Origin of the sequence: Xanthomonas dyei (genome assembly GCF_002939865.1) — a bacterium.
Taxonomy (GTDB): domain Bacteria; phylum Pseudomonadota; class Gammaproteobacteria; order Xanthomonadales; family Xanthomonadaceae; genus Xanthomonas; species Xanthomonas dyei.
Genome location: NZ_MDEE01000006.1, coordinates 94,839 through 119,661, shown reverse-complemented (window position 1 = coordinate 119,661; position 24,823 = coordinate 94,839). Strand labels below are relative to the sequence as shown.

At 65.6% G+C, this 24,823-nt stretch carries 26 protein-coding genes and 1 other RNA gene; 16 read left to right on the top strand and 11 right to left on the bottom strand.

Features of this window, described 5'->3' with window-relative positions; all coding sequences use genetic code 11:
* Positions 1-45 precede the first annotated feature (45 nt).
* Positions 46-600 carry a putative Fe-S cluster assembly protein SufT gene (gene sufT, locus XdyCFBP7245_RS06810; RefSeq protein WP_011260066.1) on the bottom strand — a complete coding sequence of 185 codons (555 nt, stop codon included), beginning with the start codon at positions 598-600 and terminating at the stop codon, positions 46-48.
* Between the two features lie 174 nt (positions 601-774).
* On the opposite strand from sufT, the gene XdyCFBP7245_RS06805 reads away from it, so the two are divergent.
* Positions 775-1,194: a hypothetical protein gene (locus tag XdyCFBP7245_RS06805; protein WP_104614966.1), complete on the top strand. Its 420-nt coding sequence runs from the start codon at positions 775-777 to the stop codon at positions 1,192-1,194.
* Positions 1,195-1,966: 772 nt separating this feature from the next.
* Here the strand turns inward: XdyCFBP7245_RS06805 and XdyCFBP7245_RS06795 are convergent.
* Together XdyCFBP7245_RS06795 and XdyCFBP7245_RS06790 are read right to left on the bottom strand one after the other, a co-directional pair.
* The gene (locus XdyCFBP7245_RS06795; protein ID WP_104614965.1) at positions 1,967-3,424 is read right to left on the bottom strand and encodes an NAD(P)(+) transhydrogenase (Re/Si-specific) subunit beta; all 1,458 of its coding nucleotides are present in this window, start codon (positions 3,422-3,424) and stop codon (positions 1,967-1,969) included.
* Positions 3,421-3,726 carry an NAD(P) transhydrogenase subunit alpha part 2 gene (locus XdyCFBP7245_RS06790; protein ID WP_104614964.1) on the bottom strand — a complete coding sequence of 102 codons (306 nt, stop codon included), beginning with the start codon at positions 3,724-3,726 and terminating at the stop codon, positions 3,421-3,423. The genes XdyCFBP7245_RS06795 and XdyCFBP7245_RS06790 overlap by 4 nt, the downstream gene beginning before the upstream one ends.
* 113 nt (positions 3,727-3,839) lie before the next feature.
* Here XdyCFBP7245_RS06790 and XdyCFBP7245_RS06785 point away from each other — a divergent pair, with 113 nt between their 5' ends.
* Genes XdyCFBP7245_RS06785 through XdyCFBP7245_RS06775 form a run of 3 tightly spaced genes read left to right on the top strand, consistent with a single transcriptional unit; the run spans position 3,840 to position 5,247 of the window.
* Positions 3,840-4,403 carry an RNA polymerase sigma factor gene (locus XdyCFBP7245_RS06785; protein WP_104614997.1) on the top strand — a complete coding sequence of 188 codons (564 nt, stop codon included), beginning with the start codon at positions 3,840-3,842 and terminating at the stop codon, positions 4,401-4,403.
* Positions 4,400-4,753, top strand: a complete 354-nt coding sequence (locus XdyCFBP7245_RS06780) for a hypothetical protein (protein ID WP_104614963.1) — start codon at positions 4,400-4,402, stop codon at positions 4,751-4,753. The genes XdyCFBP7245_RS06785 and XdyCFBP7245_RS06780 overlap by 4 nt, the downstream gene beginning before the upstream one ends.
* Positions 4,754-4,758: 5 nt before the next feature.
* Entirely contained in the window at positions 4,759-5,247 is a 489-nt protein-coding gene (locus XdyCFBP7245_RS06775; RefSeq protein WP_104614996.1) for a DUF3106 domain-containing protein, read from the top strand.
* Between the two features lie 119 nt (positions 5,248-5,366).
* On the opposite strand, the gene XdyCFBP7245_RS06770 is transcribed toward XdyCFBP7245_RS06775, so the two are convergent.
* Both XdyCFBP7245_RS06770 and XdyCFBP7245_RS06765 read right to left on the bottom strand, forming a co-directional pair.
* Positions 5,367-6,458: an NAD(P) transhydrogenase subunit alpha gene (locus tag XdyCFBP7245_RS06770; protein WP_104614962.1), complete on the bottom strand. Its 1,092-nt coding sequence runs from the start codon at positions 6,456-6,458 to the stop codon at positions 5,367-5,369.
* Positions 6,459-6,590: 132 nt separating this feature from the next.
* The gene (locus XdyCFBP7245_RS06765) at positions 6,591-7,190 is read right to left on the bottom strand and encodes a TetR/AcrR family transcriptional regulator (RefSeq protein ID WP_104614961.1); all 600 of its coding nucleotides are present in this window, start codon (positions 7,188-7,190) and stop codon (positions 6,591-6,593) included.
* 131 nt (positions 7,191-7,321) lie between these two features.
* On the opposite strand from XdyCFBP7245_RS06765, the gene XdyCFBP7245_RS06760 reads away from it, so the two are divergent.
* Together XdyCFBP7245_RS06760 and XdyCFBP7245_RS06755 are read left to right on the top strand one after the other, a co-directional pair.
* The gene (locus XdyCFBP7245_RS06760) at positions 7,322-8,185 is read left to right on the top strand and encodes an alpha/beta hydrolase (protein WP_104614960.1); all 864 of its coding nucleotides are present in this window, start codon (positions 7,322-7,324) and stop codon (positions 8,183-8,185) included.
* Between the two features lie 143 nt (positions 8,186-8,328).
* Positions 8,329-8,404, top strand: a non-coding RNA gene (locus XdyCFBP7245_RS06755) — sX9 sRNA.
* A gap of 332 nt (positions 8,405-8,736) precedes the next feature.
* Here the strand turns inward: XdyCFBP7245_RS06755 and XdyCFBP7245_RS06750 are convergent.
* Both XdyCFBP7245_RS06750 and XdyCFBP7245_RS06745 read right to left on the bottom strand, forming a co-directional pair.
* Entirely contained in the window at positions 8,737-11,094 is a 2,358-nt protein-coding gene (locus XdyCFBP7245_RS06750; RefSeq protein ID WP_104614959.1) for a DUF1631 domain-containing protein, read from the bottom strand.
* 230 nt (positions 11,095-11,324) lie between these two features.
* The gene (locus XdyCFBP7245_RS06745) at positions 11,325-11,720 is read right to left on the bottom strand and encodes a DUF1631 domain-containing protein (protein WP_244907776.1); all 396 of its coding nucleotides are present in this window, start codon (positions 11,718-11,720) and stop codon (positions 11,325-11,327) included.
* A gap of 92 nt (positions 11,721-11,812) precedes the next feature.
* On the opposite strand from XdyCFBP7245_RS06745, the gene XdyCFBP7245_RS06740 reads away from it, so the two are divergent.
* Genes XdyCFBP7245_RS06740 through XdyCFBP7245_RS06725 form a run of 4 tightly spaced genes read left to right on the top strand, consistent with a single transcriptional unit; the run spans position 11,813 to position 14,697 of the window.
* A complete protein-coding gene (locus XdyCFBP7245_RS06740) occupies positions 11,813-12,388 on the top strand; it encodes a nitroreductase family protein (RefSeq protein ID WP_104614958.1) in 576 nt (191 codons plus the stop codon).
* Positions 12,385-13,371: a 5'-3' exonuclease gene (locus XdyCFBP7245_RS06735; RefSeq protein ID WP_170068552.1), complete on the top strand. Its 987-nt coding sequence runs from the start codon at positions 12,385-12,387 to the stop codon at positions 13,369-13,371. Before XdyCFBP7245_RS06740 ends, XdyCFBP7245_RS06735 begins: the two co-directional genes overlap by 4 nt.
* Positions 13,368-13,919 carry an NUDIX hydrolase gene (locus tag XdyCFBP7245_RS06730; protein ID WP_005988855.1) on the top strand — a complete coding sequence of 184 codons (552 nt, stop codon included), beginning with the start codon at positions 13,368-13,370 and terminating at the stop codon, positions 13,917-13,919. The genes XdyCFBP7245_RS06735 and XdyCFBP7245_RS06730 overlap by 4 nt, the downstream gene beginning before the upstream one ends.
* Positions 13,900-14,697, top strand: a complete 798-nt coding sequence (locus XdyCFBP7245_RS06725; protein ID WP_104614956.1) for an N-formylglutamate amidohydrolase — start codon at positions 13,900-13,902, stop codon at positions 14,695-14,697. The genes XdyCFBP7245_RS06730 and XdyCFBP7245_RS06725 overlap by 20 nt, the downstream gene beginning before the upstream one ends.
* A 136-nt stretch (positions 14,698-14,833) precedes the next feature.
* Here the strand turns inward: XdyCFBP7245_RS06725 and pip are convergent, their stop codons facing one another.
* Together pip and prmC are read right to left on the bottom strand one after the other, a co-directional pair.
* On the bottom strand, positions 14,834-15,775 hold the full coding sequence (pip, locus tag XdyCFBP7245_RS06720) for a prolyl aminopeptidase (RefSeq protein WP_104614955.1): 942 nt from the start codon (positions 15,773-15,775) through the stop codon (positions 14,834-14,836).
* A 138-nt stretch (positions 15,776-15,913) separates the two neighbouring features.
* Positions 15,914-16,768 (bottom strand): peptide chain release factor N(5)-glutamine methyltransferase, encoded by an 855-nt coding sequence (gene prmC, locus XdyCFBP7245_RS06715; protein WP_104614954.1) that lies wholly within the window; start codon positions 16,766-16,768, stop codon positions 15,914-15,916.
* A gap of 203 nt (positions 16,769-16,971) precedes the next feature.
* Here prmC and ahpC point away from each other — a divergent pair, with 203 nt between their 5' ends.
* From ahpC to XdyCFBP7245_RS06685, 6 genes are all read left to right on the top strand, one after another.
* Entirely contained in the window at positions 16,972-17,535 is a 564-nt protein-coding gene (gene ahpC / locus XdyCFBP7245_RS06710) for an alkyl hydroperoxide reductase subunit C (RefSeq protein WP_010381556.1), read from the top strand.
* A 190-nt stretch (positions 17,536-17,725) separates the two neighbouring features.
* Positions 17,726-19,318 (top strand): alkyl hydroperoxide reductase subunit F, encoded by a 1,593-nt coding sequence (gene ahpF, locus XdyCFBP7245_RS06705; protein ID WP_104614953.1) that lies wholly within the window; start codon positions 17,726-17,728, stop codon positions 19,316-19,318.
* Positions 19,319-19,402: 84 nt separating this feature from the next.
* Positions 19,403-20,344, top strand: a complete 942-nt coding sequence (locus XdyCFBP7245_RS06700) for a LysR substrate-binding domain-containing protein (protein WP_104614952.1) — start codon at positions 19,403-19,405, stop codon at positions 20,342-20,344.
* A gap of 407 nt (positions 20,345-20,751) precedes the next feature.
* Positions 20,752-21,192 carry a nucleoside diphosphate kinase regulator gene (rnk, locus tag XdyCFBP7245_RS06695; protein ID WP_055851460.1) on the top strand — a complete coding sequence of 147 codons (441 nt, stop codon included), beginning with the start codon at positions 20,752-20,754 and terminating at the stop codon, positions 21,190-21,192.
* Between the two features lie 51 nt (positions 21,193-21,243).
* A complete protein-coding gene (tal, locus tag XdyCFBP7245_RS06690) occupies positions 21,244-22,212 on the top strand; it encodes a transaldolase (RefSeq protein ID WP_104614951.1) in 969 nt (322 codons plus the stop codon).
* A gap of 409 nt (positions 22,213-22,621) precedes the next feature.
* Positions 22,622-23,191 (top strand): type 1 glutamine amidotransferase family protein, encoded by a 570-nt coding sequence (locus tag XdyCFBP7245_RS06685; protein WP_104614950.1) that lies wholly within the window; start codon positions 22,622-22,624, stop codon positions 23,189-23,191.
* Between the two features lie 318 nt (positions 23,192-23,509).
* Here XdyCFBP7245_RS06685 and msrA read toward each other — a convergent pair whose 3' ends face one another.
* A complete protein-coding gene (msrA, locus tag XdyCFBP7245_RS06675; protein WP_104614949.1) occupies positions 23,510-24,160 on the bottom strand; it encodes a peptide-methionine (S)-S-oxide reductase MsrA in 651 nt (216 codons plus the stop codon).
* Positions 24,161-24,256: 96 nt separating this feature from the next.
* The gene (locus XdyCFBP7245_RS06670) at positions 24,257-24,772 is read right to left on the bottom strand and encodes an SgcJ/EcaC family oxidoreductase (RefSeq protein WP_104614948.1); all 516 of its coding nucleotides are present in this window, start codon (positions 24,770-24,772) and stop codon (positions 24,257-24,259) included.
* Between the last annotated feature and the right edge of the window lie 51 nt (positions 24,773-24,823).

Sequence of the window (24,823 nt, the reverse complement as noted above, 5' to 3'; positions counted from 1 at the left end):
GGCGAAAGGACGCGGCGCCACATCTGCGGACATGGCGCCTGACGATCAGAGCATGCCGGTCTCGAGACGGGCCGCTTCGGACATCATATGCCGGCCCCACGGCGGGTCGAACACCAGCTCGACATCGGCCTCGGCAATGGTCGGGATCATTTCCACCTTGCTGCGCACGTCGTCGACCAGGATCTCCCCCATGCCGCAGCCGGGCGCGGTGAGCGTCATCTTGACGTCCACCCGGCGCTGGTTGTCCTCTTCGCGATGGCTGACCACCGCCTCGTAGACCAGGCCCAGATCGACGATATTGAACGGAATTTCCGGGTCGAAGCAGGTACGCAGCTGCTGCCACACCAGCGCTTCCACTTCTTCGTCGCTGGCGTTGGCGGGCAATTCCAGCCCCGGCGGGGCCTCCTTGCCGATCGCATCGCCATCCTTGCCGGCAATGCGGAACAGATTGCCTTCGACAAAGACCGTGTAGCTGCCACCCAGGGCCTGGGTGATATAGCCATAGCTGCCTGCGGGCAGGGTCACCGAATCGCCCTGCGGCACCATGACGGCATCGCAATCGCGTTCGAACTGGACGGGTTCGCTGCTACGGGAGTACATGGGCTGGATATGGGGCCGCGCCGGGTGCGCGCAAGTCGGCCATTCTAGCCGACCGTGGTGGCGCCACCGCCGCCGGCCGCCCATTCCATCGACGACGCTGCATTCCATCTGCCGACGCAGTGCATCGCAAAGTGCGGCATGCGCTCTATCATGTGCGCACTGTCAGGAGCTCCAATGCCGCCCACCTCCGCGTCCGCCAGAAGCGCCCACTGGCTCTGGCCCCCGCTCCTGTTGCTGGGAAGCGTCACCGCCCTCATCGCCTGGCTGCTCATCGCCCTTGCGCTGGGCAACCAGGCCGGCTGGATGGCAGTGCTGGTTGCGCTGGAAGTGGCATGGATGCTGCGCCTGGGCACGTTGCGCGCCGGCCGGTTGCGGATTGGCGTGGCGGTGGCGACCACCGCACTGATCATCGTCGGCGCCAATTGGGGCATCGCCTCGGCGCAACTGGGCGGATCGCTGGGCCTGGACCCATGGACCTCGGCGCAGAAAATGGGCCCGCGCCTGGCCTGGACCCTGCTGCAACTGGCCACCAATGCGTTCGATCTGTTGTGTTATTTCGCAGCGGTGCTCGTGGCGTGGTGGGCTGCGCGCTGAATCAGGCGCGTTTGTCGCGGTAGCCCAAGCACAGATGTGTTGAAGCGGATGCCTCAGTCACACAGATCCAGATGGCGCTGTTCTTCGAAGGCTGTCATGCCTCATTGTGCCGACGCAGCGATGCCTGAAGCTCTGCAACTTGGCTGCAGGCCCTTACCCGCCCACCCTCGCGGGACACGCTGCAAGTACGTCCTTGTAAGCTCTTTGGCGGCATCCATGCCGCCAAAGGTCACGCGACGGTGAGCGGGCAAGGACCAGTCAAGCTGGTCGGTGTGTGTGGTTGCGAGCAGGGCATGACGTGCGCTGATCGGCTCACTTTGCGTCTGCCAGCTTCTCACCACATTCTCATCGCAAGCCGAGCAGCAGACCGGCTTTCAACACGCAATCCAAAAACTTTCGTTTGCATAGCGCAGCGCAACACCCGCAGCACGCTTTCAAGAAAGCAGCCGACCAACTCTCTGGTGCGGTGTCCTCGCCGCTTGCGGGACCCCTGGCGGCATGGATGCCGCCAAGGAGCCTCCACGGACGGATTCACGGCGTGTCCCGCAAGCGGTGAGGGCACCGCGCCCTCGACGAGCTGAGCGTTGGACTACCCCTGAACACTGCTGCGATTCGAAAGCTCGGCAGCTTATGTGCGACTGGCTGGAGATTGCGGATGGCTCACGCGTGAGCTGCCGATCTGGGCCTTAGCTGCGAGGAACTTGGCAGCGAGCACAGCGCCCTAGACCAATCGGCTTCTCAAGTGCATCCGCGACATCAGTCGTACGAGGCCTCAATGCCCGCCCCCATCCAGCGCCTTCAACTCGCTGACCAGCGCGCTGGCCGCTTCGGCACCGTCTCCGTAGAGCATGCGGGTGTTGTCGGCGTAGAACAGTGCGTTTTCGATGCCGGCAAACCCGGTGCCCTTGCCGCGCTTGATCACCACGGTGTTGCGTGAATTGACCACGTCCAGGATCGGCATGCCGTAGATCGGGCTGGCCGGGTCGGTCTTGGCGACCGGGTTGACCACGTCGTTAGCGCCGATCACCAGCGACACATCGGTGCTGGCGAACTCGGGATTGATGTCGTCCATATCGGCGATCAGGTCGTACGGCACGCCGGCTTCGGCCAGCAGCACGTTCATATGCCCGGGCATGCGCCCGGCGACCGGGTGGATCGCAAACTTCACCTTGACCCCGCGCGCGATCAGCCGCTGCGCAAGCTCCCAGATCTTGTGCTGCGCCTGCGCCACCGCCATGCCGTAGCCGGGCACGATCACCACCCGCTCGGCGAAGGCCATCATCGCGGCAACATCGCCGGCCTCGATGGGTTTTTGCGCGCCACTGATTTCCTGCGCCTGTCCGCCGCCACCGAAGTTGGAAAACAGCACGCCGCTGATCGGCCGATTCATCGCCTTGGCCATCAGCCGGGTCAGCAGGATGCCGGCCGCACCCACCATCATGCCGGCGATGATCAGCGCTTCGTTACCCAGCACATAGCCTTCGAACGCCACCGCCAGGCCGGTAAAGGCGTTGTAGAGCGAAATCACCACCGGCATGTCGGCACCGCCGATCGGCAGCGTCATCAACACGCCTAGCGCGAGCGCCATGGCAAAGAAGGCGATGATCGCCAGCGGCTGCAAACTGGTGGCGGCCCAGATGCCGAGCGCCAGGACCGCGAGCGCCACCAGCAGATTGACCGCCTGCTGGCCGGGAAAGGTCACCCGTCGGTCGAGCCGGCCATCCAGTTTGGCCCAGGCGATGATCGAGCCGGACAACGACACCGCTCCGATCGCCGAGCCGATCACCGCCAGCATCACCGTGGTGGTGTCCGGCCGCCGCGCCGCCAGCTCGGCGATCGCCTGCGCGCTCCAGTGCGCGGTGTCGCGATTGGCAAAGAAGGAAAACCGCAGCAATTCCACCGCGCCGATCGCCGCCGCCGAGCCGCCGCCCATGCCGTTGTACAGCGCCACCATCTGCGGCATGTCGGTGATGGCCACTTTCCTGGCCGACCACCACGCCACCCCGGTGCCGATCGCCAGCGCTGCCAGGATCAGCGGCACGTTGCGCAGTTCCGGCAGGAAGAACGTGGCCACCGTGGCGATCAGCATGCCCAGCCCGGCCCAGCGGATGCCGCTACGCGCGGTCAGCGGCGAGGCCATGCGCTGTAAGCCCAGCAGGAACAACGTAGCGGCAACCAGATAACTGGATTTCACCAGCCACGACAGTAATTCAGCGGTAGAAACCGTCATGTCGCATCCCCGCTGGGCGGCTTCTTACTCGACTTGAACATGTCCAGCATCCGCTCGGTCACCACGTAACCCCCGGCCGCATTGCCCGCGCCCAGCACCACCGCGACGAACCCCAGCGCTTTTTCCAGCGTGGTATCGGCATGCCCAAGCACCACCATCGCACCGATCAGCACGATGCCATGGATGAAGTTGGAGCCGGACATCAGCGGGGTATGCAGGATCACCGGCACCCGCGAGATGATCACGTGGCCAGCGATGGCCGCCAGCATGAAGATGTACAGCGCTACGAACCCGTCGCTCATCGTCTTTCGCTCCACTGGCCGGTGCGGCCCGCCGATCATACCCACGCATCGGGCATGTCAACCGAATCGGCGCTGGGCCGTTGACGTCGTATCGTCTTCGCGGAAGCTACGCTGTGCTGGTGGGAACCTCTTTCGATCCGCAGCCTTCTGCAACGGCCGCCGCCGTCCCGGTGTCGCTGGACGCCTTTCTGGCCGGCATCGGTCCGCGCGCGTTCCGTTTTGCCGAGGCCGGTCTGCGTCACCGCGAAGACGCGCTGGATGCCGTGCAGGACGCCATGGTCAAGCTGCTCGGCTACCGCGAGCGACCGGCCGAGGAATGGACGCCGTTGTTTTGGAGCATCCTGCGCAGCCGCATCATCGACCTGCAGCGCCGCCGCACGTTCCGGCTGAAATTCTGGGCACCGGCCGAGCGCGCCGATGACGAAGGCCCGATCGAGTGGGCCGACCCCGGCATCGGCCCGGTCGGCGCGCAGCAACATCAGCAGGCTTACCAGCGGCTGGTCCAGGCGCTACGCAACCTGCCGGCACGCCAGCGCGAGGCATTCACGCTGCGTGTGCTGGAAGACCTGGACGTGGCCACCACCGCCAAGGCGATGGGCTGCTCCGAAGGCTCGGTCAAAACTCACCTGTCGCGCGCGCGCGACGCGTTACAAAAACAGTTCGAGGATTTCCTGTGAACCGCTCCCACGATCCGGCCCAGTTCGATGCGCAACTGCGCCAACTGCACGCCGCAGCGCTCACCAGTCTGCCGCCGCAGACCCTGGCACGCCTGCGCCAGGCCCGCCACGCGTCGGCGGCGCGTCCACGCCGCGGTTATTGGTTGCTGGCCACCGCCTGCTCCGGGCTGCTGGCCATCGGTATCGGCCTGCAATTGCGACCGGGCGACAGCGCGTCCGCAGGCGTGGCCCCGACCCAGTCCGTGGCCACCGCCGGCAATGCCGCCAGCACCGATACCGACGACCTGCTGACCCAGAACCCCGACCTGTATGTCTGGCTCGGGTCCGACACCGCTTTGGCCATGGAATGAGCACGATGACCCGCACCACCCGCCTGCTGTTGACCCTGCTGCTCTGCGCCGGGCCGTGCGCGTCGCTGTTGGCCCAGGACCGCCCGCCGGGCCCGCCAGGGCCACCGCCGATGGACGGACCCGGCCCTCATGGCCCGGGCCCACGCAACGAAACACCGATGCCGGAGTGGGACAAGCTGACCCAGCAGCAGCGCCAGGTGCTGATCGATGCGCTGCGCGAGCGCTGGAACGATGTGCCCGAAGAACGTCCGCGCATGTACCGGCATGCCAGTCGCTGGCTGGACATGACCCCCGAACAGCGCAAGCAGGCCAAGGCTGGCATGGACCGCTTCCGCAACATGAGCCCGGACCAGCGCCGCGAAGCCAAGGCCTTGTTCGACCGCATGCGCGCGCTCAACCCGCAACAGCGCAATGAGCTGCAACAACGCTGGCAGAAGATGAGCCCGGCCGAACGCAGCGCCTGGTTACGCGACCACCCGCCAACGGACGATTGAACGCGGCCGCACTGGCTGCCCGGATGCTCCGGCGTGCGATCACACCTTCAGAGTTCAGACACCAGCGCGCGCCAGCGGGTCTTCGAAAGTCGCCGCGTGCGTTGCAGACAGACGGCGCGTTACGTCGCCGCTGTCGCCGACCAACGCGTCTTCGCGAGCAACTCATCGTCCCAGTCGAATGACAGCGCACCGTCGCTGATCAACAACGCGGCGAACGCGTAGACGTTGCGCGCAAACATCTCGCTGGCATGCACGGCGCCCTGGCTTGCCAGATTGAGCGGCCCGGCGACCACCACGCCATCGAGCTCAACGGTTTCGCCCGGACGCGTGGCCGCGCAATTGCCGCCGGTTTCCGCCGCCAGATCCACGATCACGCTGCCGGCGCGCATGCCCTGCACCATCTGCGTGGTCACGATCTTTGGCGCCGGCCGCCCAGGCACGGCCGCGGTGCAGACCACCACATCCACGCCTTTGAGATGCTCGGCCAGGCGGCGCTGCTGCTCGGCGCGTTCGTCGTCGGTGAGTTGGCGCGCATAGCCGCCTTCGCCGGCAGCGCTGACGCCCAGATCCAGAAAGCGCGCGCCTAAGGACGCGATCTGTTCGCGGGTTTCCGGGCGCACGTCGAAGCCTTCCACCTGCGCACCCAGCCGTTTGGCCGTGGCGATCGCTTGCAAGCCGGCCACGCCTGCACCGATCACCACCACCTTGCAAGGGCGCATGGTGCCGGCGGCGGTGGTGAGCATCGGGAAGAACCGCGGCGCCAGTTGCGCGGCCAGTAACACGGCCTTGTAGCCGGCCATGCCGGCCTGCGAACTCAGCACGTCCATCGATTGCGCGCGCGTGGTCCGCGGCAGGCGCTCCAGCGGAAACGCAACCAGCTCGCGCGTGGCAAATGCCTGCGCGCGCGCCGGGTCGGCATCGGGTGCGAGCATGCCGATCACCACCGTCTGCGGCTTGCAGTGCAGCAGGACATCGGCCGGCGGCGCCTGCACGCAGAGCAGCATGTCGGCCTGATCGAGTGTCTGTGCATGGGCAAGTTGCGCACCGGCCTGCAGATACGCCGCATCGTCCATGCTGCTGGCGCGGCCGGCAGCCGGCTCGATCCACACATGGGCCCCAAGCGCGACCAGCTTCTTGACCGTTTCCGGCGTTGCCGCCACCCGGCGTTCGCCCGCCGCCTGTTCTTTCAGCACCAGCACCTGCACAGCCATGGGTTGCTCCGGTCTCGCGCTCAGTGCGGCGATGCTAGCAGAGCGTGGCCGCGGCGCCTGGCACATGTGCCGCGCTGGCTGTCGGTCAGGTCGCACGTCAGCCCGCACCGCGCTTTCCCCACAGATCGCGCCTCAGGGTTCAAGCACCGCGTGCAGCAACGGGGCGAACACCAGTTCCGGCGCAAACGCGCGCAAGGCGTCGTGCTTGCGGTCGATCGCCAGCGACGCATAGCCATGCACGGCGCTCCACGCCAGCAGGGTGCGTTGTTCCAGCAGCTCGGCACCTGGAGCGCTGCCGTGACGGGCAATCCACTGCGCGCGCACCGTATCGCGCAGGCAGGCCATGGCCGCCTCGCTGGCCTGCAGCAACCGTGGCAGGCGGCGCGAACGCAGGTCCAGACCCAACATCAGCCGGAACTGCTGCGGATAGTCGATGGCAAATCGCAGGTAGCCCAGTCCGCAGCCCAGCAACGGGTTGGCAAGTTCCTGTTGGGTTGCGTGGATGCGCGCAAGCATGCGTTCGTAACCATCGGCCGCCAGTTCCGCCACCAACCCGTCCAGCGAGCCGAAGTGGTGCGCGGGTGCGGCATGCGAGACCCCGGCGCGGCGCGCGCATTCGCGCAAGGTCAGCCCACGCACGCCCGATTCGCCGACCAGCTCCCAGCCAGCGCGACGCAATGCGGCCGGCAGATCGCCGTGGTGATAGCCAGCAGGAACGTCTGATCGCGACATGGCGGCTTCGTTTATCGGGAGCTCAGTGGAGCAGATCATCTTGACGCTGACAAGATTGAATCGGCAAACTTGTGGCGCATCTTGTCACCGACAAGATATGCGACGTGCCCTCACCCCACAAGGACTCCCCCATGAGCTCGTCCATCGCCAAATTGCGTGCGCGGCTGCTCCGCGGTCTGATGAGCGGCATCAGCCGGCTGGCCCCCGGCCCGACTGGCCGCTCTCTGGCGCGCCGTTTCGTCACCCCGGGTGCGGCCGGGCGCCGGCAGGCCGCCGCTATCGCCGCAACGCTGACCGATGTGCAGCAGCAAACCCTGCGCATCGACGGCATCGACATCGCCGTCTATCAATGGGGCGACCCCGCGCAGCAGCCGTATGTGCTGCTGTCGCATGGCTGGGCCAGCTACGGCCTGCGCTTTGCGGCCTGGGTACCGCAGCTGCGCGCACGTGGCTATGCAGTGCTCGCGTTCGATCAGGCGGCACATGGCCTGAGCAGCGGCAAGATCAGCAACATGCCGCATTTCGTGAAGATGCTGCGCCAGATCGGCGAGCGCTTCGGCCGCCCTGCGGTGTTCATCGGCCACTCGCTGGGGGCGGCATCGGTGGTGTTTGCCGACGCCCCGGCATGGCGTCCGTCCCGTTATGTGTTGATCGCCCCGCTGCTGGCGCCGGCCGCCAGCGCGCAACGTCAGTTCCGCGCGTTCGGTATCGCACCCGGCGCATTCGTACCGTTCGAAAACTGGCTGATCCAGATTACCGGCAAGCGTTTTGCCGACTTCGATGCCACCGCGTACCTGCCGCACTTCGATCGCCCGGCGCTGATCATCCACGACCGCCGCGACCGCGAGACGCCGTGGGAAGAAGGCGCGCGTTTTGCCGCACTGTGGCCAGGCGCACAGCTGTTCAGTACCGAAGGACTGGGCCATAACCGTATGGTCGATCACGCCTCGGTGATCGCGCGGGCGTTGGAGTTCATTGGCCCGGCATCGGGCTGAAGACTGCGCTCCGGGATGCGGTCATCCCAGGCGTGGCTGCCGGAGTGCGAGGATCAAGGCAACTGCATCGGTTAAGAGCGGCCGACAAAAGGACTGTACTCACCGCCAAACGGACGCGGCCGGTGCTCGGTGCTCGGTGCGGCATGTACCACGCGTGCACCCCGGTTCCTCCGCACCGTCCGCACCCACCTGGCGACTGCTCGCTACGTTTTGTTCGCCGTTCTAAGCGTGTTGCGCAATCCGATCGCAAATTCAGCGCTTAGGTATTGCGCGATAAGGCAGCACACGTCGCGTTTGCTGCTGCAATGATTCCGCGCCTGCCGATGAGTCACTTCGAAAGAGTCGCCTGGCCATCCGAACCGCCACGACGCCGCAAACATCCGGCGTCTGCCGCAGGAGCCCAACGGCTCTAGGAGTCCGAACGCCGACCCGGCAAGACCCTCGCGATGGCCGCGCCAGCGACGCATATCCACTCTCGAACGCACGCTCGCCGAAGACAGCGACACGGCCTCCGCGGCGCAGCGAAATCGCCGCGCAGTCCATGCAATCGCTCAGTGCACCGTGCCGCTGTTGTGCAGCGGATCCAGCCGGTCGATCACGCCCTGCATCGCACTGTCGAACGCGCCATCGTTGATGTGTTCGCGCAGGCGACCCAGCCGCACCATCACCGCCAATTCTTCCGGCGAGGCGACGCAGAAACGCACACCGCGGCGGTTGACGAACAACAGCCGCTGCGAGATCGGGCTGACCCACGACAGCTTGCCAGCCTGCACCTTGCCGTCCTTGTCGACGAAATCCAGCCAGGTGCCGATGTCCATCGCACGGAACCGTTCGGCGTCGGCACTGTCGATGCTCTGCGCCACCGCTTCGGCACCCAACACCACGCTGACGCTTTCGGCCGCTGGCGGCGGCAGGTTGACCTGCGGCAGTTCCGGCAAGGCTTTTTCCAGCTCCGGGCGTGCCTCGGCGATGGCTTGCAAGGTGTCGTGCAATGCCGTGATCGCTACCACCACCGCGTCGCCATGCAGGCCAACGCTGGCGAACACGCGATGCAGCGCCGGTTGCCAGACCTGCAGCCACGGCTTGCCGATGATGTGGCGGCGCGCCTCGCTCAGTTCTTCCAGCACGCCATCGGCTAGCGCCAATGCCTCGACCGTGCCGGGACCTTCGTCGCCGTCGCGCAGGATCGCCATGGTCAGGTGATGCAGCCACGGCTGGCGCAGGAAGTCTTCCACTGCCTTGGGCAACGGCGCACCGGCCAGCACGCGCTGCTCCAGCTCCGCCAGCGCGCGGTTACGCGCCAGCTCCAGTTTTTCCTGGCCGCGCTGGGTTTCGGTGGCGCGGCGTTCGGCAATTTCCACACGGCGGCGGTGCTGCGACAGGAAATCGCGGAACTCTTCTTCCAGGGTCAGGAAGATCGCCAGATTCTCGTTGAATTCGGCCACCAGGCGGTCGACGATTTCTTCGACCTTGCCCATCAGCACGCGCTCGGCGGCGCTATCGCCGTTATTGCCCTCGCAGGCCTCGGCCAGCGAGTTGAGCAGGCGCCGTGCCGGGTGGGTCTTCTGCACGAACATCTTGCGGTCCAGCAGCGCCACCTTGACGAAGGGCACCACCAGCCGGCCGATCATCTCGCGCGAGCGGTTTTCCAGATCGCGCTCGTCCAGCATCACGTCGAACAGCATGCCGACCAGGTCGATCGCATCCTCGTCCATCGGATCCAGCCGTGCGGTGGCCGGGTCCACGCCCAGACGCGTGGCGCTGTTGAGCACTTCGTTCTTCAGGCGCTGCGCAAGCGATTCGTTGTCGTCGCCGATGGCCGCCTGCAGCGTTGCGCTGGGCGTGGCCTGCAACAACGACAACACCGACATCATTTCGCGCTGGCTCAGCGGGCGTTGCTGGCCCACCGCCACCGACGCGGCCGAGGCTGCGCTGTCGCGCACGCTACGGGTCTGCTGCAACAGCTCATGCAGCGCATCCAGCAGCATGCCCTGGCTGCCACCCGGATGATCGGCCTCGCCTTCCATGCCGCCAGCGCCGCCACCATCGGCATCGCCGCGTTGCGCCGCGGCCTGCATGCGGCCGCGACTATGCGCCCAGCGGTCCAGGAAGCGATTGGCCCAGGCTGGCGCGTATTGGTCGTTCTGATCGTCGCCGCCCATCTCGGCATTGCCGCCATAAGCGTCGGCCTGCGTGCGCGCTTCGGGCGTCTGCCCGCGTGGCTGCATGCGCGGCGGCGGGCGCTTGGGCTGCGAAATCTCCGGCATCACGCCAGCCTTGGCCAGGGTTTCGTCCAGGCGCGCGTACAACTTGCCGATCGGTTCGGCCAGGTCGCGCTCGCATAGCTTGATCACCACCAGGCGCACTTCCGGCGCCAGATCGCAGGTGGCGAACGCTTCGTGGATCGCCACGCCCAGATGTTCCGGACCGAACGGATTGGTGTCGGCCACCAGTTCCAGGCCACCGGCAATCCAGCCCAGGCGGCGGTCGACACGCGCCAGCACCTGCTTGAAATCGCGCAGCAGCACGGTGGCAAGGTTGCGCACTGCCAAGCGCGATTCGAGGACATGCTCGGGCACCAGACTGAGCGGGCCGGCGCCCATGTCGCCGGCCAGTACCACTTCGGCCGACAACGGCGTGCCGAGCAACAACGCCTGCCAGCCATCTTCCAGCTGTTGGCGGAATTGGGTGGTCACGTCCTCGCGCTTGCGGCGCAGCTCGCGCATGCCATCGAGAAACAGCAACTGTGACGCGCCAGCGGATTCGGCGCGATCGAACAGCACATCATCGAAATGTGCGACTGCAGCTGCAAACACCTGCACCAGCGCGGGCACAAACGCGTCGTGCGCCTGCTCGAGCAAGCGTTGGTCACGGCCCGGGTGTCCCGACGGACTGGGCTGAAAAGTCATGCGCAAAGGCTCCCCGCCTCTGCAGGCGTGAAAATATTCAAACGAGGAAAAACAGACGCGGCCCCAAATTCCGCCCTCGCACGGTAGGCGTTTCGCTCGTTCGTTAAGTGTGACGCAACTCTCACTTTACTCGTGACCGCCCAGGGTTTGCGTGTCAAGCCGCCATCCTAGCTCGCAACGCCGCGGTGGAGCCTGCCGTTGGTCCTTATACGCCTGCGGGGGTTAAGGCTTCAGGTTGGCTGCCGCGTCCAGCCCGTCGACCACGCCCTGCATCGCGCTGTAGAAGGCGTCTTCTTCGCGATGCAGACGCAGCCAGTCCAGCCAGACCCATCATGACTCGGCCTCGCGCGGCCCAATGCCGGCAAGGGCAAGGCCTCCAGCAGCGCCGCCCGCCGCGCGTCCAGCGCGGTATCGCCGCGTGCAGGCGTCAGCTGCGCCAACACGGCGTCGCCCACTGCAATGGCAGCGTCCAGGGCCGGGCCGGCATCGACGCGCAACGCAACCTGTTGCACGCTCGGACGCCAGACACGGCTGAGAAAGTGCTCCACCACCGCCGGCAGCGATCCGTGTGCCAGCCGCTCTGCCAGCACCTGCGCGGCAATGCGGGCAGGAAGGAGCGATGCCATGACGGCAGGCATCGCCTGGCCGGCCAGCATGCGACAGGCATCGGGAAGAGCCCGTCTATAATTGGTATATCCGTTGCCCAGAACCGCAAATCATGCACGCACCGTATTCGCTACAAGCGCTGGACGCGCGTCGTTCGGTCCCCTCCAAACAACTGGGTGAGCCCGGGCCGGATGAAGACACCTTGCTGCGCATGCTGACATCGGCCGTGCGCGTGCCCGACCACGGCAAGCTGGTGCCGTTCCGTTTCCTGCGCATCAGCGGCGACGCGCGGCATGCCTTGGGCGACTTTCTGGCCGACCGCACCCAGGCCGCCGATCCGCTGGCGCCGCCAGCCGTAGTCGAAAAAGACCGCAAGCGCTTCAGCGACGCACCGCTGGTGATCGTGGTCATCGCCGCGCTGCGCCCGGAGCACAAGGTGCCCGAGCAGGAACAACTGCTCACCGCCGGCTGTGTGTGTTTTGCATTGCTGCAGGCCGCGCAGGCGCATGGTTTCGGCGCGCAGTGGCTGACCGCCTGGATGGCCTACGACCCGGCCGTGACCGGCTACCTGGGCCTGGGCGAAAACGAGCGCATTGCCGGCTTCATCCCTATCGGCACGCCGCGCATGCAGGTGCCCGAGCGCGAGCGTCCGGACCCGCGCGCCTTATTGCGCGACTGGACCCCGTGAGCACGCTGCCGGGTGCCATTGCCGCGGCGCTGCCGGGCGGTCCGCGCCCGGAGCCGCTGTATCTGATCGATGCCAGCCTGTACGTGTTTCGCGCCTGGCATTCGATCCCGGACGAGTTTCAGGACGCGCAAGGCTGGCCGACCAATGCGGTGCACGGCTTTGCGCGGTTTCTGCTGGACCTGCTGGAACGCGAGCGCCCGCAGTACATCACCATCGCCTTCGACGAAGCGTTGGACAGCTGCTTTCGGCATGCCATCTACCCGGCCTACAAGGGCAACCGCGAGCCGGCACCGGATGCATTGCGGCGCCAGTTTGCGCATTGCAAGGCACTGTGCGCGGCACTGGGCCTGAGCGTGCTGGCGCACCGTGAGTACGAGGCCGACGATCTGATCGGCAGCGCCTTGCACAGCGTGCGCGCGCAAGGCTTGCGCGGGGTGATCGTGTCGGCCGACAAGGATCTGTCGCAGTTGCTGTTCGAGCACGACGAACAGTGGGATTACGCGCGCAATCTGCGCTGGGGCATGGATGGGGTCAAGGCGCGCCATGGCGTGCATGCGCATCAGATTGCCGACTATCTGGCGCTGTGCGGCGATGCGATCGACAACATTCCCGGCATCGCCGGCATCGGCGCCAAATCGGCAGCCGTGCTGCTGGCGCATTTCGGCAGCCTGGATGCCTTGCTGGAGCGCATCGACGAGATCCCGTTCCTGCGCTTGCGCGGCGCCGCGCAAATGGCCGTGCGGCTGCGCGAACAGCGCGACCATGCGCTGCTGTGGCGCCAGCTCACCACCATCGCGCTGGATGCACCGCTCGACCTGACCGACGCCGGCTTCACGCGTGCACCGGCCGATGCGGACATGCTGATCGGCTTGTGCGACAGCCTGCGTTTCGGGCCGCTTACGCGCCGACGCCTGCTGGCCGTGTGCGACGGCGCCGCACTGCCGCCCCCTCCCGCTTCCCTGTCTCAAGGCACCTACCCATGAACCGACACGACACCCCGCCCACCGTGGTTTACGAAGGCAAGTACCAGCGCATGGTCGTACGTGGCACCTGGGAATATTCCGAGCGCGTGCACGCCGGCGGCCTGGCCGCGATCATCGTGGCGGTGACGCCGGACGATGCGATGTTGTTCGTCGAACAATTTCGCGTACCGCTGCAGGCGCGCACCATCGAAATGCCGGCCGGGCTGGTGGGCGATGTGCATGCCGATGAATCCATCGAGCTGTCGGCGATCCGCGAACTGGAAGAAGAAACCGGCTGGACCGCCGAACACGCCGAGGTACTGATGATCGGCCCCACTTCGGCCGGCGCCAGCAGCGAGAAGATCGCCTTCGTGCGCGCCACCGGGTTGCGCAAGGTCGGCGCCGGCGGCGGCGATGCCAGCGAAGACATCACCGTGCACGAAATCCCGCGCGCGCAGGTCGGCGCCTGGCTGGTGCAGAAGATGGCCGAGGGCTATCAGATGGATCCAAAGTTGTGGGCCGGGCTGTATCTGGTCGATCACGCACTGGATGGCACGCCGCGTGGTTGATGCCGCTGCCGGTCACTTGCTTGGCCCCGAGGATCCGCCAGCGTTCACCGTGCACAACGCGCAGGCGGCATCGCCGTGGCTGTTGATCGCCGATCACGCCGGCCAGCGCGTGCCCGCACGGCTGGCCAATCTGGGCCTGCCGCAGCAGGAGCTGGACCGCCATATCGGCTGGGATATCGGCATTGCACAGGTCACCCGTCTGCTGGCCGAGGCGCTGGATGCGATCGCCATCGCCCAGACTTATTCGCGGCTGGTGATCGACTGCAACCGGCCCGATGACGCGGCCAGCCGGATGCCGGAGATCAGCGACGGCACATCGATTCCCGGCAATCTGGCGTTGACCGCCGCCGATCGCCAGCAACGTATCGATGCGATCTTCGCGCCCTACCACGCACGCATTGCGGCCGAACTGGATGCACGCGCGCAGCGCGCCCAACCGACGCTGCTGGTGTCGATGCACAGCTTCACCCCGGTGATGGCCGGCAACGCGCGGCCCTGGCATGCCGGCGTGCTGTACCACCGAGACGCGCGGCTGGCGCATCGCTTGCTGGATGCCTTGCGCGCAGAACCGGACCTGGTGGTTGGCGACAATCAACCGTACGCGGTAAGCGATGCCACCGACTACGCCATCCCGGTACACGGCGAAGGCCGCGGCCTGCTGCATGTGGAACTGGAAATCCGCCAGGACCTGATCGGCGACGCCACCGGGCAACAGGCATGGGCAGATCGATTGGCGCGCATCCTGCCGCCGCTGGCCCAGGCGCTGTTACCACGCTGAAACGACAACCACCGTAGGAGCGTGCCTGCGCGCGAGGAAGCGTTATCGATCACGCCTCATCGCGCGCAGGCACGCTCCTACGGGTCATGCGCTCGTGTGACCGGGCGCATCACTCGCCTGTGCCCGACGGCGTCGCTCAGGCGAACCCGTCGGTCGCGCGCACCAGTGCATCGACATTTTCCGGCTCGAAGGCCGAATGTCCCGATGCCGGGCTGATCTGCAGCTGCGCCTTCGGCCAGACCTTGTGCAGATCCCAGGCGCTTTGCAGTGGGCACACCACATCGTAGCGGCCATGCACGATCACGCCGGGGATGTCGGCAATGCGGTGCGCATCGCGCAACAACTGGCCTTCCACCTCGAAGAAGCCCTTGTTGACGAAGTAGTGATTTTCGATGCGGGCGAAAGCCAACGCAAAGTGCGCGTCTTCATGCCCGGTAACGAAGTCTTCGTCCACATGCAAAAAGCTGGTGGCGCCTTCCCACACGCTCCAGGCCTTGGCGGCGGCCAGGCGCGTGGCCTCGTCGTCGCTGGTCAGGCGGCGATGGAAGGCGGCGACCAGATCGCCGCGTTCGTCGGCCGGGATGGCGTTGATGTAGTGCTCCCATGCATCCGGGAACAGCCGGCTGGCGCCTTCCTGATAGAACCAGTCCAACTCGAAACGACGCAGCAAAAAGATGCCGCGCAGCACCAGTTCGGTGACCTGCTGCGGGTGGGTTTGCGCATACGCCAAGGCCAGCGTCGAGCCCCAGCTGCCGCCGAACACCTGCCAGCGGTCGATGCCCAACTGCGTGCGCAAGCGCTCGATGTCGGCGACCAGATCCCAGGTGGTGTTGTCGGTGAGATCGGCATGCGGGGTGGACCGGCCGGAGCCGCGCTGATCGAACAGCACGATGCGGTACTTGGCCGGGTCGTGGAAGCGCCGCATTTTGGCGTTGCAGCCGCCGCCCGGGCCGCCGTGCAGCATCACCACCGGCTTGCCCTGCGGGTTGCCGCACTGTTCGAAATACAGCGTGTGGCGGTCGTCGACCTTCAGGCTGCCCTGCTCGTAGGGCGTGATCTCGGGATAGAGCGTGCGCATGCGTCGGTCCTGGGCGAAAACCCGCATTGTAGCGATCGACGATGGAGCCAACGGCTGCGTCTTCCCGTGGCGAGGTGTGACTGCGCAGGCCGGCGCGCAATGCCGGCGTGACCACCAACGCTGCGTCATCCACCAGCATCACCGCATAGTCCCCTCCTCCCAGCAGCCCAACGTCACACGATCGCGCTGTTCCAGATCCTGATGCGTGGCCACCTGCGTAAACCCGCGCGTGCGCAGCAACTCGGCCACGGCCGCGCCCTGATCCCAGCCATGCTCCAGCAGCAACCAGCCGCCTGCGCGCAGATGGCCGGGCGCATCGGCCACGATCAAGCGAATGTCGTCCAGCCCGTCGCTGCCCGATGCCAGCGCGCTGGCCGGCTCGTGGCGCAGATCGCCCTGCGCAAGATGCGGGTCGCCGGCTGCGATATACGGCGGATTGCTGGCGATCAGATCGAAGCGCTCGCCGGCCAGCGGCGCGAACCAGCTTCCGTGGCGGCAGTGCACGTTCGATAGGCGGTGACTGTCGGCGTTGCGCTGGGCGATGGCGAGCGCGGCCGCGCTGGCGTCGGTGGCGATCACCTGCGCCTGCGGCCGCTCGCTGGCGATCGCCAGCGCGATCGCGCCGCTGCCGGTACCAAGATCGGCCACGCGCCGGCCGGGCGCCTGGTCCAGCCGTTCCAGCGCCAGCTCGACCAACGCTTCGGTGTCGGCACGCGGAATCAGCGTGGCCGTGGAGACGGCCAGGTCCAGGGTCCAGAACCCGCGCGAACCGGTCAGGTAGGCCACCGGCTCGCCCGCCTGCCGCCGCTGCACCAAGGCGTCGAAGGCCTGCGCGACGGTCGGCAGCACCGGGTCGCGGCCGTGCGCGAACAGCCAGGCGCGGTCGCGGCTCAACGCATGCAGCAACAACGGCTCGGCATCGGCACGACCGATCCGCAGCGCGGCCTGCCGCAGCAGCTGTTCGGCGGGGATGCCTGCAGGATCGTCGCTCATACGAATCATTCACTTGTGCGAAACATCGGCCGACCATTATCGGAGATGGAACGGCCCACCCGCAGCGCCAGATGCCGTCTGCAAAATCGATAGCCAAAACCTATCTATGCAATTCCATCAATCGATTTGAGATATCTATCGATCCTGCCTACCATGGCCACTGTTCCATCCCCCGCCCCCCTTTCATCGCACGAGGAAACTCAATGTCTCTCATCAACACCCAGGTCCAGCCGTTCAAGGCGAATGCGTACCACAACGGCAACTTCATCGAAGTCACCGAGGCCAGCCTGAAGGGCAAGTGGTCGGTGCTGATCTTCATGCCGGCTGCATTCACCTTCAATTGCCCGACCGAAGTGGAAGACGCCGCCGACAACTATGCCGCGTTCCAGAAGGCTGGCGCCGAGGTGTACATCGTCACCACCGACACGCATTTCTCGCACAAGGTGTGGCACGAGACCTCGCCGGCCGTGGGCAAGGCGAAGTTCCCGCTGATCGGCGACCCGGCCCACAAGCTGACCCGCGCCTTTGGCGTGCACATTGAAGAAGAAGGCCTGGCCCTGCGCGGCACCTTCATCATCAATCCGGAAGGCGTGATCAAGACCCTGGAAATCCACGACAACTCGATCGCCCGCGACGTCACCGAGACGCTGCGCAAGCTGACCGCAGCACAGTTCGTGGCCAACAATCCTGGCCAGGTCTGCCCGGCCAAGTGGAAGGAAGGCGCCAAGACCCTGGCTCCGTCGCTGGACCTGGTCGGCAAGATCTAAGCCGCCGCGCATCCCTGGCCCGGTCCATCGGGCCGGGGGTGAACCGGAACCGGTGCCGGGCTGCCCGCCAGCCATCGCCAGCACGCATCCCGACCTCGCGCCGGCTGCGGTTCACCTCCTTCCTTCCCCGGCGACCTGCCCTGCGGCAGCGACGCCACGCCCTCCCCTTGCCCATTCCCAGGAGTTTTCCATGTTGGATGCCAATCTCAAGACCCAGCTGACCGCCTACCTGGAACGGGTGACGCGCCCGATCCAGATCCATGCGTCGATCGACGACAGCACCGGCTCGCGCGAAATGCTCGACCTACTCGAAGACCTGGTGCTGCTGTCGGACAAGATCAGCCTGGACGTCCACCGCGACGATAACCAGCGCAAGCCCTCGTTCGCGCTGACGACCCCGGGCCAGGATATCTCGCTGCGGTTTGCCGGCCTGCCGATGGGCCACGAGTTCACCTCGCTGGTGCTGGCGCTGCTGCAGGTCGGCGGTCATCCGTCCAAGGCCACCGCCGAGCTGATCGAGCAGGTGCAGCATCTGGATGGCGACTACCAGTTCGAAACCTATTTCTCGCTGTCGTGCCAGAACTGCCCGGACGTGGTGCAGGCGCTGAATCTGGCGGCCGTGCTCAACCCGCGCATCAAGCATGTCGCCATCGACGGCGCATGGTTCCAGGACGAGGTCGAAACCCGCCAGATCATGTCGGTGCCCACCGTCTACTTGAACGGCGAGCTGTTCGACCAGGGCCGCATGACGCTGGAGCAGATCGTCGCCAAGCTCGACACCAACGCCGCCAAGCGCGACGCTGCCAAGATCGCCGCCAAGGAGGCCTTCGACGTGCTGGTGGTCGGCGGTGGCCCGGCAGGTTCGGCAGCGGCGGTGTATGCCGCGCGCAAGGGCATCCGCACCGGTGTGGCCGCCGAGCGTTTCGGTGGGCAGGTGCTGGACACCATGTCGATTGAAAATTTCATCTCCGTGCCGGAAACCGAAGGCCCGAAGATGGCCGCCGCGCTCGAACAGCACGTGCGTCAATACGATGTGGACATCATGAATCTGCAGCGCGCCGAGCAGCTGATCCCGGCCGGTGCCGATGGCCTGATCGAGATCAAGCTGGCCAATGGCGCCTCGCTCAAGAGCAAGACCGTGATCCTGTCCACCGGTGCGCGCTGGAGGCAGATGAACGTGCCGGGCGAAGATCAATACAAGAACAAGGGCGTGGCCTATTGCCCGCACTGCGATGGCCCGCTGTTCAAGGGCAAGCGCGTGGCGGTGATCGGCGGCGGCAATTCGGGCGTGGAAGCGGCGATCGATCTGGCCGGCATCGTGGCGCATGTCACGCTGGTGGAATTCGACGACAAGCTGCGCGCCGATGAAGTGCTGCAGCGCAAGCTACGCAGCCTGCACAACGTGCGCATCATCACCAGCGCGCAGACCACCGAAGTGCTGGGCGACGGGCAGAAGGTCACCGGCCTGGTCTACAAGGACCGCACCGGCGGCGATATCCAGCACATCGATCTGGAAGGTGTGTTCGTGCAGATCGGCCTGCTGCCCAACACCGAGTTCCTGCGCGGCACGGTCGAGCTGTCGTCGCGCGGCGAGATCATCGTCGACGACCGCGGCCAGACCAGCGTGCCCGGCGTGTTTGCGGCAGGCGATGCCACCACGGTGCCGTACAAGCAGATTGTGATCGCAATGGGCGAAGGCTCCAAGGCCGCACTGAGCGCATTCGATCACCTGATCCGCTCCAGCGCACCGGTCAGCGCCGAAAACGTTGCGCAAGCCGCGTAAGCGCAGCCATCGCCCGGCCATGCCGGGCGCTAAGCTGGATCACGCGTCAGTCGTTAACCGTCACCGCCTTGAGGGCTGCTGCACATGAATCTGCGTGACCTGAAATATCTGGTAGCCCTGGCTGACCAAAAGCATTTCGGCCGCGCCGCGACGGCGTGTTTTGTCAGTCAACCGACGCTGTCCACCCAGATCAAGAAACTCGAAGACGAGCTGGGTGTGCCGCTGGTGGAACGCGCACCACGCAAGGTGATGTTGACGCCGGCCGGCCGCGAAGCGGCGATGCGCGCGCGCGGCATCGTTGCCGAAGTGGAACAGATGAAGGAAGCCGCACGCCGCAGCCAGGACCCGGAGGCGGGCACCGTGCGGCTGGGCATCTTCCCCACGCTGGCGCCGTATCTGTTGCCGCATGTGGTGCCGCGCATCCGCGAGCGCTTCCCGCGCCTGGAGCTGCTGTTGATCGAAGAAAAAAGCGATCAGCTGATACACCAGCTGCGCGAGGGCCGCCTGGATGCGGCGCTGCTGGCGCTACCGTTGCAGGACGACCAGTTGCATGCCGAATTTCTGTTCGAAGAACCCTTCGTGCTGGCGGTGCCGGAGGGCCACCCGCTGTCGCGCCACGACAGCATGACGCTGGACGATCTGTCCGAACAGCGCCTGTTGTTGCTGGAAGACGGCCACTGCCTGCGCGAACAGGCGCTGGATGTCTGCCATCTGGCCGGTGCGCTGGAAAAGTCGGAATTCCAGGCCACCAGCCTGGAAACCCTGCGTCAGATGGTGGCCGCCAATGTCGGCGTCACCCTGCTGCCGCTGCTGGCAGTCAAACCGCCGGTGGCCCGGTCGGAAAACATCCGCCTGATCCGCTTCCGCGAAGACAAGCAACCCAGCCGTCGCATTGCCATGGCCTGGCGTCGCAGCTCGGCCATGACTGCCTTCCTGGAGCAGTTGTCGCAGTTGTTCAAGGAATTGCCGGACAGCCTGTTTACGCTGGATCAACCTGCGACCGGCCCCAAGGCGGTTGCGGCTTAGGGAATCGGGAATCGGGAATCGGGAATCGGGAATCGTAAAAGCGTTTCACGGATGTGGTCGCTTTGCGCGACATTCGTAGACAACACACATTGGCGGCGCGGAAGCGGCGCCTTTGGTTTTTCTTCAGCTGCTGTTTTTGTACGTCTGCAGATTCATCTGTGCAGCCACTTCCGTCTGGTGGCGTACATGCGCGGCGTTCGATCCGGCCATCTGCGCCCTGGAACTCGCTCACCGCGCTCGCTTGATCGCCGCGTTAACGCCAGTGGCTTGAAAAAAGAACCGCGTCGGCCTGAGACAAGTCACCGCACGTTTCCGCCGGGCAGCATGTATTGGGATCGGGCCACCGCGCCCTCATATTGTCGATTCTGCTTACCGTGTTGGTAGGCCGTATTCGTCAGGAGAGTGCCATGACTTCGCAACATCACAGCGGCTTGCCGCCATCGATCCTTGTCTCCAGCCACGACCTCGCACGGCTTGAGGCCTTGCTCGATTCCCCCGCGTTCAACAAGCATCCCGCCGCCACTGCGCTGAGCGACGAACTGGGCCGCGCACGCGTGCTGCCGCCCGACCAGATTCCCGGCGATGTCGTCACCATGCACTCGCGCATCGAATGCGAAGACCAGCTGCACGGCGAACGGCATACGCTTACCCTCGTGTACCCGCATGAAGCCGATGTCCAGCACAGCCGCATCTCGGTGCTCGCGCCGGTCGGCAGTGCGCTGCTTGGCCTGTCGGTTGGCCAGAGCATCGACTGGCGCACGCCTGACGGGCGCGACCTGCGCTTGCGCGTGACCGCGGTGCACGATCAACCCGCAGCCGCGGGCGACTTCCAGCGCGCGGCGCGCTAACGTAGCGCGCTGCGTCATCCCCGACCCGTTCCACGATTCGAGAGAACCCGCATGACTGCATCCCCCTCCAAGCTTGCCCAACTGCGCGACCTGTCTGTCGTTGTTGCCGACACCGGCGATTACGACGCCATCAAACGACTGAAGCCGGTCGATTGCACCACCAATCCCACCCTGGTCAAGAAGGCGCTGGACCTGCCGGTCTATGCCGACCTGATCGAGCGCGAACTGGCCTGGGGCCGCGAGCACGGCGGCGACGACCGCACTGCCACCATCCACGAGGTCGCCGACCGCCTGACCATCGGCGTGGGCGTCAAGCTGGCCGAACTGGTGCCGGGGCGCGTGTCTACCGAAGTGGACGCCGACCTGGCCCACGACACCGAAGCCACCATCGCCAAGGCGCGCAAGTTCATTGCGATGTACGCCGAACGTGGCGTGTCCAAGGACAAGATCCTGATCAAGATTGCAGCGACCTGGGAAGGCATCGAAGCCGCCCGTCAGCTGCAACGCAAAGGCATCGACTGCAACCTCACCCTGATCTTCAACCGCTCCCAGGCGCTGGCCTGCGCAGAAGCGGGCGTGTTCCTGATCTCTCCGTTCGTGGGCCGCATCCTGGATTACTACGTCGCCCAGGGCCAGACCCCAGCCAACATCGATGAAGACCCGGGCGTGGTGTTCGTGCGCACCGTCTATGACGAGTTCAAGCGGCGCGGCTCGTCCACCGTGGTGATGGGCGCCTCGTTTCGCTCCACCGCGCAGATCGAAGCGCTGGCCGGCTGCGACCGCCTGACCATCTCCCCGGACCTGTTGGAAAAGCTCGACGCAGAGCACGGCGAGTTGCCGCGCAAGCTCTCGCCGGCCAAGGCCGACAATGCGCAGATCACCCCCATCAACAGCGACAGCTTCGCCACCGACCTGGCCGCCGACCCGATGGCCACCGAAAAGCTGGCCAGCGGCATCGACACCTTCGCCAAGGATCTGCAGGCCCTGCGCAAGACCATCGCCGACAAGCTGGCCGGCTGATCGTCTTAGCGTACACGCGCGACCACCAACGCCCGCAGCCGATGCTGCGGGCGTTGTCATTTCCGACGTGCAGCGGGGATCGCACTGCGGTGTTCAAGCCCGCGCGGACACGACGGCCCGCGTATCCGACGCAACGCGCAAGCGTCGCGCACCTCTCTGACGCTGGCACACGCTGTCTATCGAGTTAAAGCAGGTAACGCGACGGATCTGATCGACACTGCGTGCCTCGCACATCGTTGCCCTCCTCCACCGCTCCGCGCATCGCGCAGGCAACCCCCGTTCGAGCAGCCGATGGATCAGATCGCGATATGGCCGCCCGCCCCGCCTGTCTGTCTGTCTGCACACCCTGCTTACAATCGCCGCGCGCGCACTGCCTAGAATCCGGTTACCTCAACTGGCGTAGCGGACAATGGCAAACATTGCAGTGGTGATGGTCGACGGCGTGGCCGATTGGGAAATCGGTGTGGTGCTGCCAGCGGCGCGCGAATGGTTTGGCGATCAGGTGGTCATTGCCAGCATCGATGGCCAGCCGGTGCAGTCCATCGGCGGTCTGCGCATCACTCCGGAATTTGCGCTTTCGGATCTGGCGCCGCTGGATGCCGACCTGTGGATATTGCCCGGCAGCGAGCGCTGGCAGGCGGGGGAAATCCCCGGCTTGAGTGGTCTGTTGGTGGAGCGCGTGCAACACCAGCGTCCGGTCGCGGCGATCTGCGGCGCCACCATCGCGCTGGCCTATGCCGGCCTGCTCGACGACCGCGCACATACCAGCAACACGCTGGCATTCTTGCAGGAACACGTGGTGCCGTATGCCGGCGCCGCACAGTATCGCCACGAAAAAGTCGTTACCGCCGACAGCGTGATTACCGCACCAGGCACCAGCCCGGTCGGCTTTGCGCTGGCCTGCATGCGTTTGCTGCATCCCGAACGCACCGAGACGCTCGCGCAGCTGCGCGGCATGTTTGCCGGCGAATTCGTCTGATCCAACGGACTCAAGCACGCCTAGCGCATTGGCTGCATGCAATGACTGCTGCGATTCGCCGCACCGACGCATTGCAGCAATTGGCTGCAATGATCCGCTGGGCCAGTTCGCCTATCAGGCACACATGGTAGTGGCGGCGCGCCTTGCGCACGCCACACAAAAAAAGATGGCCACGCCGTCTCCGACGCAGCCATTCAAGTTGCCTGGCATGCACTCCCATGCGCGCCTGATCGTGATAACGCTGCCGGTCACTGTTGGCCATCGGCACGCTGCCACGATCACGTGGTTGTCAGCGTTTCAATCCGGCCCGCCTTTCCGTCAGGCATCCAGCCCGATCGGGCAGCTCACTCCCGTGCCGCCAAGCCCGCAATAGCCATTGGGGTGCTTGGCGAGATACTGCTGGTGATCGTCTTCGGCGTAGTAGAACGTGGGCGCCGGGAAACGGATCTCCGTGGTGATTGCGCCATACCCTGCAGCATCCAGCTGCTGCTGATAGGCGTCGCGGCTGGCGAGTGCCGCATCGTATTGCGCCTGCGTCGTGCAATAGATCGCCGAGCGGTATTGCGTGCCGACATCGTTGCCCTGCTGCATGCCCTGGGTGGGGTCGTGGCTTTCCCAGAACGTGCGCAGCAACTGCGCAAACGACACCGACGTTTCGTCGTACACCACCAACACCGCTTCGGTATGGCCGGTCTGTCCGGAACACACTTCGGAGTAGGTCGCATTAGGTGTCTCACCGCCGGCATAGCCCACTGCGGTGGTGTACACCCCCGGCACGTTCCAGAACTTGCGTTCTGCGCCCCAGAAGCAACCAAGCCCGAATTGCACCTGGGCCAGGCCGGTAAATTCCCCGCGCAACGGGTGACCGTTGATCAGGTGCGTGTTATGCAACGGCAGCGCTTGCTCGCGGCCAGGCAGTGCCTCGCCCGGACGTGGCATGCGTTGTTTGAAGGCGCCGATTCCCAGCATGGTGCAACTCCGCAATCGTGAGGATTGCCTGCTGGATGGCGCCGGCCGCAGCAGCTTTCAAGCCTGCCCGGCCGGCGCGCGTTGCCGATGCAGCACTTACTTGGTCTTGGCGACTGCCGCTCGCGTGTCCACTTCCGGCATCGCCGAGCTGTGGTGGTTGATGATCAGCCACTTGCCGTCGCGCTTTTCGTACACGAAGGTGTAGCGCGCCTGCACATTGCTCTTCTTGCCGGCCTTGTCGGTCAGCGTGAAGGTGTACACGCCCGCATCCACCGCGCTGTCGTCATCGAGCACGCGCACGGTGCGGTAATTGACCACGCCCTGCGGCTTTTTGGTCAGGAACATCTCGAAGTACTTTTCGATCTGCTCGCGCGAGGCACGCACTTCGTTGGAGACCGTCGGCAGCAGCACGCCATCGGGTGCGTACAGATCGGCCACCTTGTGCGGGTTGCCCGTCGCCAGCGCGGCGTTCCAGGTATCGAACAGCGCGGCGACTTCACGTGCTTCACCGTCGACAGGCAGCGCCGCCTTTTCGGTGTAATGCATCACGCCGGCGGCCAGCGCCGGGGTGGCAGCCAGAGCCAAAGCCAGAGAGAACAGGGTGCGACGCATGGGAAATCTCCGTTGGGTTGTTGTGGGGTGCCTCATCGGGCGAGCTCAGTA

Coding starts and splice junctions, on each gene's coding strand:
- sufT (WP_011260066.1), bottom strand. CDS start 600: ATGTACTCCCGTAGCAGCGAACCCGTCCAGTTCGAACGCGATTGCGAT.
- XdyCFBP7245_RS06805 (WP_104614966.1), top strand. CDS start 775: ATGCCGCCCACCTCCGCGTCCGCCAGAAGCGCCCACTGGCTCTGGCCC.
- XdyCFBP7245_RS06795 (WP_104614965.1), bottom strand. CDS start 3,424: ATGACGGTTTCTACCGCTGAATTACTGTCGTGGCTGGTGAAATCCAGT.
- XdyCFBP7245_RS06790 (WP_104614964.1), bottom strand. CDS start 3,726: ATGAGCGACGGGTTCGTAGCGCTGTACATCTTCATGCTGGCGGCCATC.
- XdyCFBP7245_RS06775 (WP_104614996.1), top strand. CDS start 4,759: ATGACCCGCACCACCCGCCTGCTGTTGACCCTGCTGCTCTGCGCCGGG.
- XdyCFBP7245_RS06770 (WP_104614962.1), bottom strand. CDS start 6,458: ATGGCTGTGCAGGTGCTGGTGCTGAAAGAACAGGCGGCGGGCGAACGC.
- XdyCFBP7245_RS06765 (WP_104614961.1), bottom strand. CDS start 7,190: ATGTCGCGATCAGACGTTCCTGCTGGCTATCACCACGGCGATCTGCCG.
- XdyCFBP7245_RS06760 (WP_104614960.1), top strand. CDS start 7,322: ATGAGCTCGTCCATCGCCAAATTGCGTGCGCGGCTGCTCCGCGGTCTG.
- XdyCFBP7245_RS06750 (WP_104614959.1), bottom strand. CDS start 11,094: ATGACTTTTCAGCCCAGTCCGTCGGGACACCCGGGCCGTGACCAACGC.
- XdyCFBP7245_RS06745 (WP_244907776.1), bottom strand. CDS start 11,720: ATGGCATCGCTCCTTCCTGCCCGCATTGCCGCGCAGGTGCTGGCAGAG.
- XdyCFBP7245_RS06740 (WP_104614958.1), top strand. CDS start 11,813: ATGCACGCACCGTATTCGCTACAAGCGCTGGACGCGCGTCGTTCGGTC.
- XdyCFBP7245_RS06730 (WP_005988855.1), top strand. CDS start 13,368: ATGAACCGACACGACACCCCGCCCACCGTGGTTTACGAAGGCAAGTAC.
- XdyCFBP7245_RS06725 (WP_104614956.1), top strand. CDS start 13,900: ATGGCACGCCGCGTGGTTGATGCCGCTGCCGGTCACTTGCTTGGCCCC.
- pip (WP_104614955.1), bottom strand. CDS start 15,775: ATGCGCACGCTCTATCCCGAGATCACGCCCTACGAGCAGGGCAGCCTG.
- prmC (WP_104614954.1), bottom strand. CDS start 16,768: ATGAGCGACGATCCTGCAGGCATCCCCGCCGAACAGCTGCTGCGGCAG.
- ahpC (WP_010381556.1), top strand. CDS start 16,972: ATGTCTCTCATCAACACCCAGGTCCAGCCGTTCAAGGCGAATGCGTAC.
- ahpF (WP_104614953.1), top strand. CDS start 17,726: ATGTTGGATGCCAATCTCAAGACCCAGCTGACCGCCTACCTGGAACGG.
- XdyCFBP7245_RS06700 (WP_104614952.1), top strand. CDS start 19,403: ATGAATCTGCGTGACCTGAAATATCTGGTAGCCCTGGCTGACCAAAAG.
- rnk (WP_055851460.1), top strand. CDS start 20,752: ATGACTTCGCAACATCACAGCGGCTTGCCGCCATCGATCCTTGTCTCC.
- tal (WP_104614951.1), top strand. CDS start 21,244: ATGACTGCATCCCCCTCCAAGCTTGCCCAACTGCGCGACCTGTCTGTC.
- XdyCFBP7245_RS06685 (WP_104614950.1), top strand. CDS start 22,622: ATGGCAAACATTGCAGTGGTGATGGTCGACGGCGTGGCCGATTGGGAA.
- msrA (WP_104614949.1), bottom strand. CDS start 24,160: ATGCTGGGAATCGGCGCCTTCAAACAACGCATGCCACGTCCGGGCGAG.
- XdyCFBP7245_RS06670 (WP_104614948.1), bottom strand. CDS start 24,772: ATGCGTCGCACCCTGTTCTCTCTGGCTTTGGCTCTGGCTGCCACCCCG.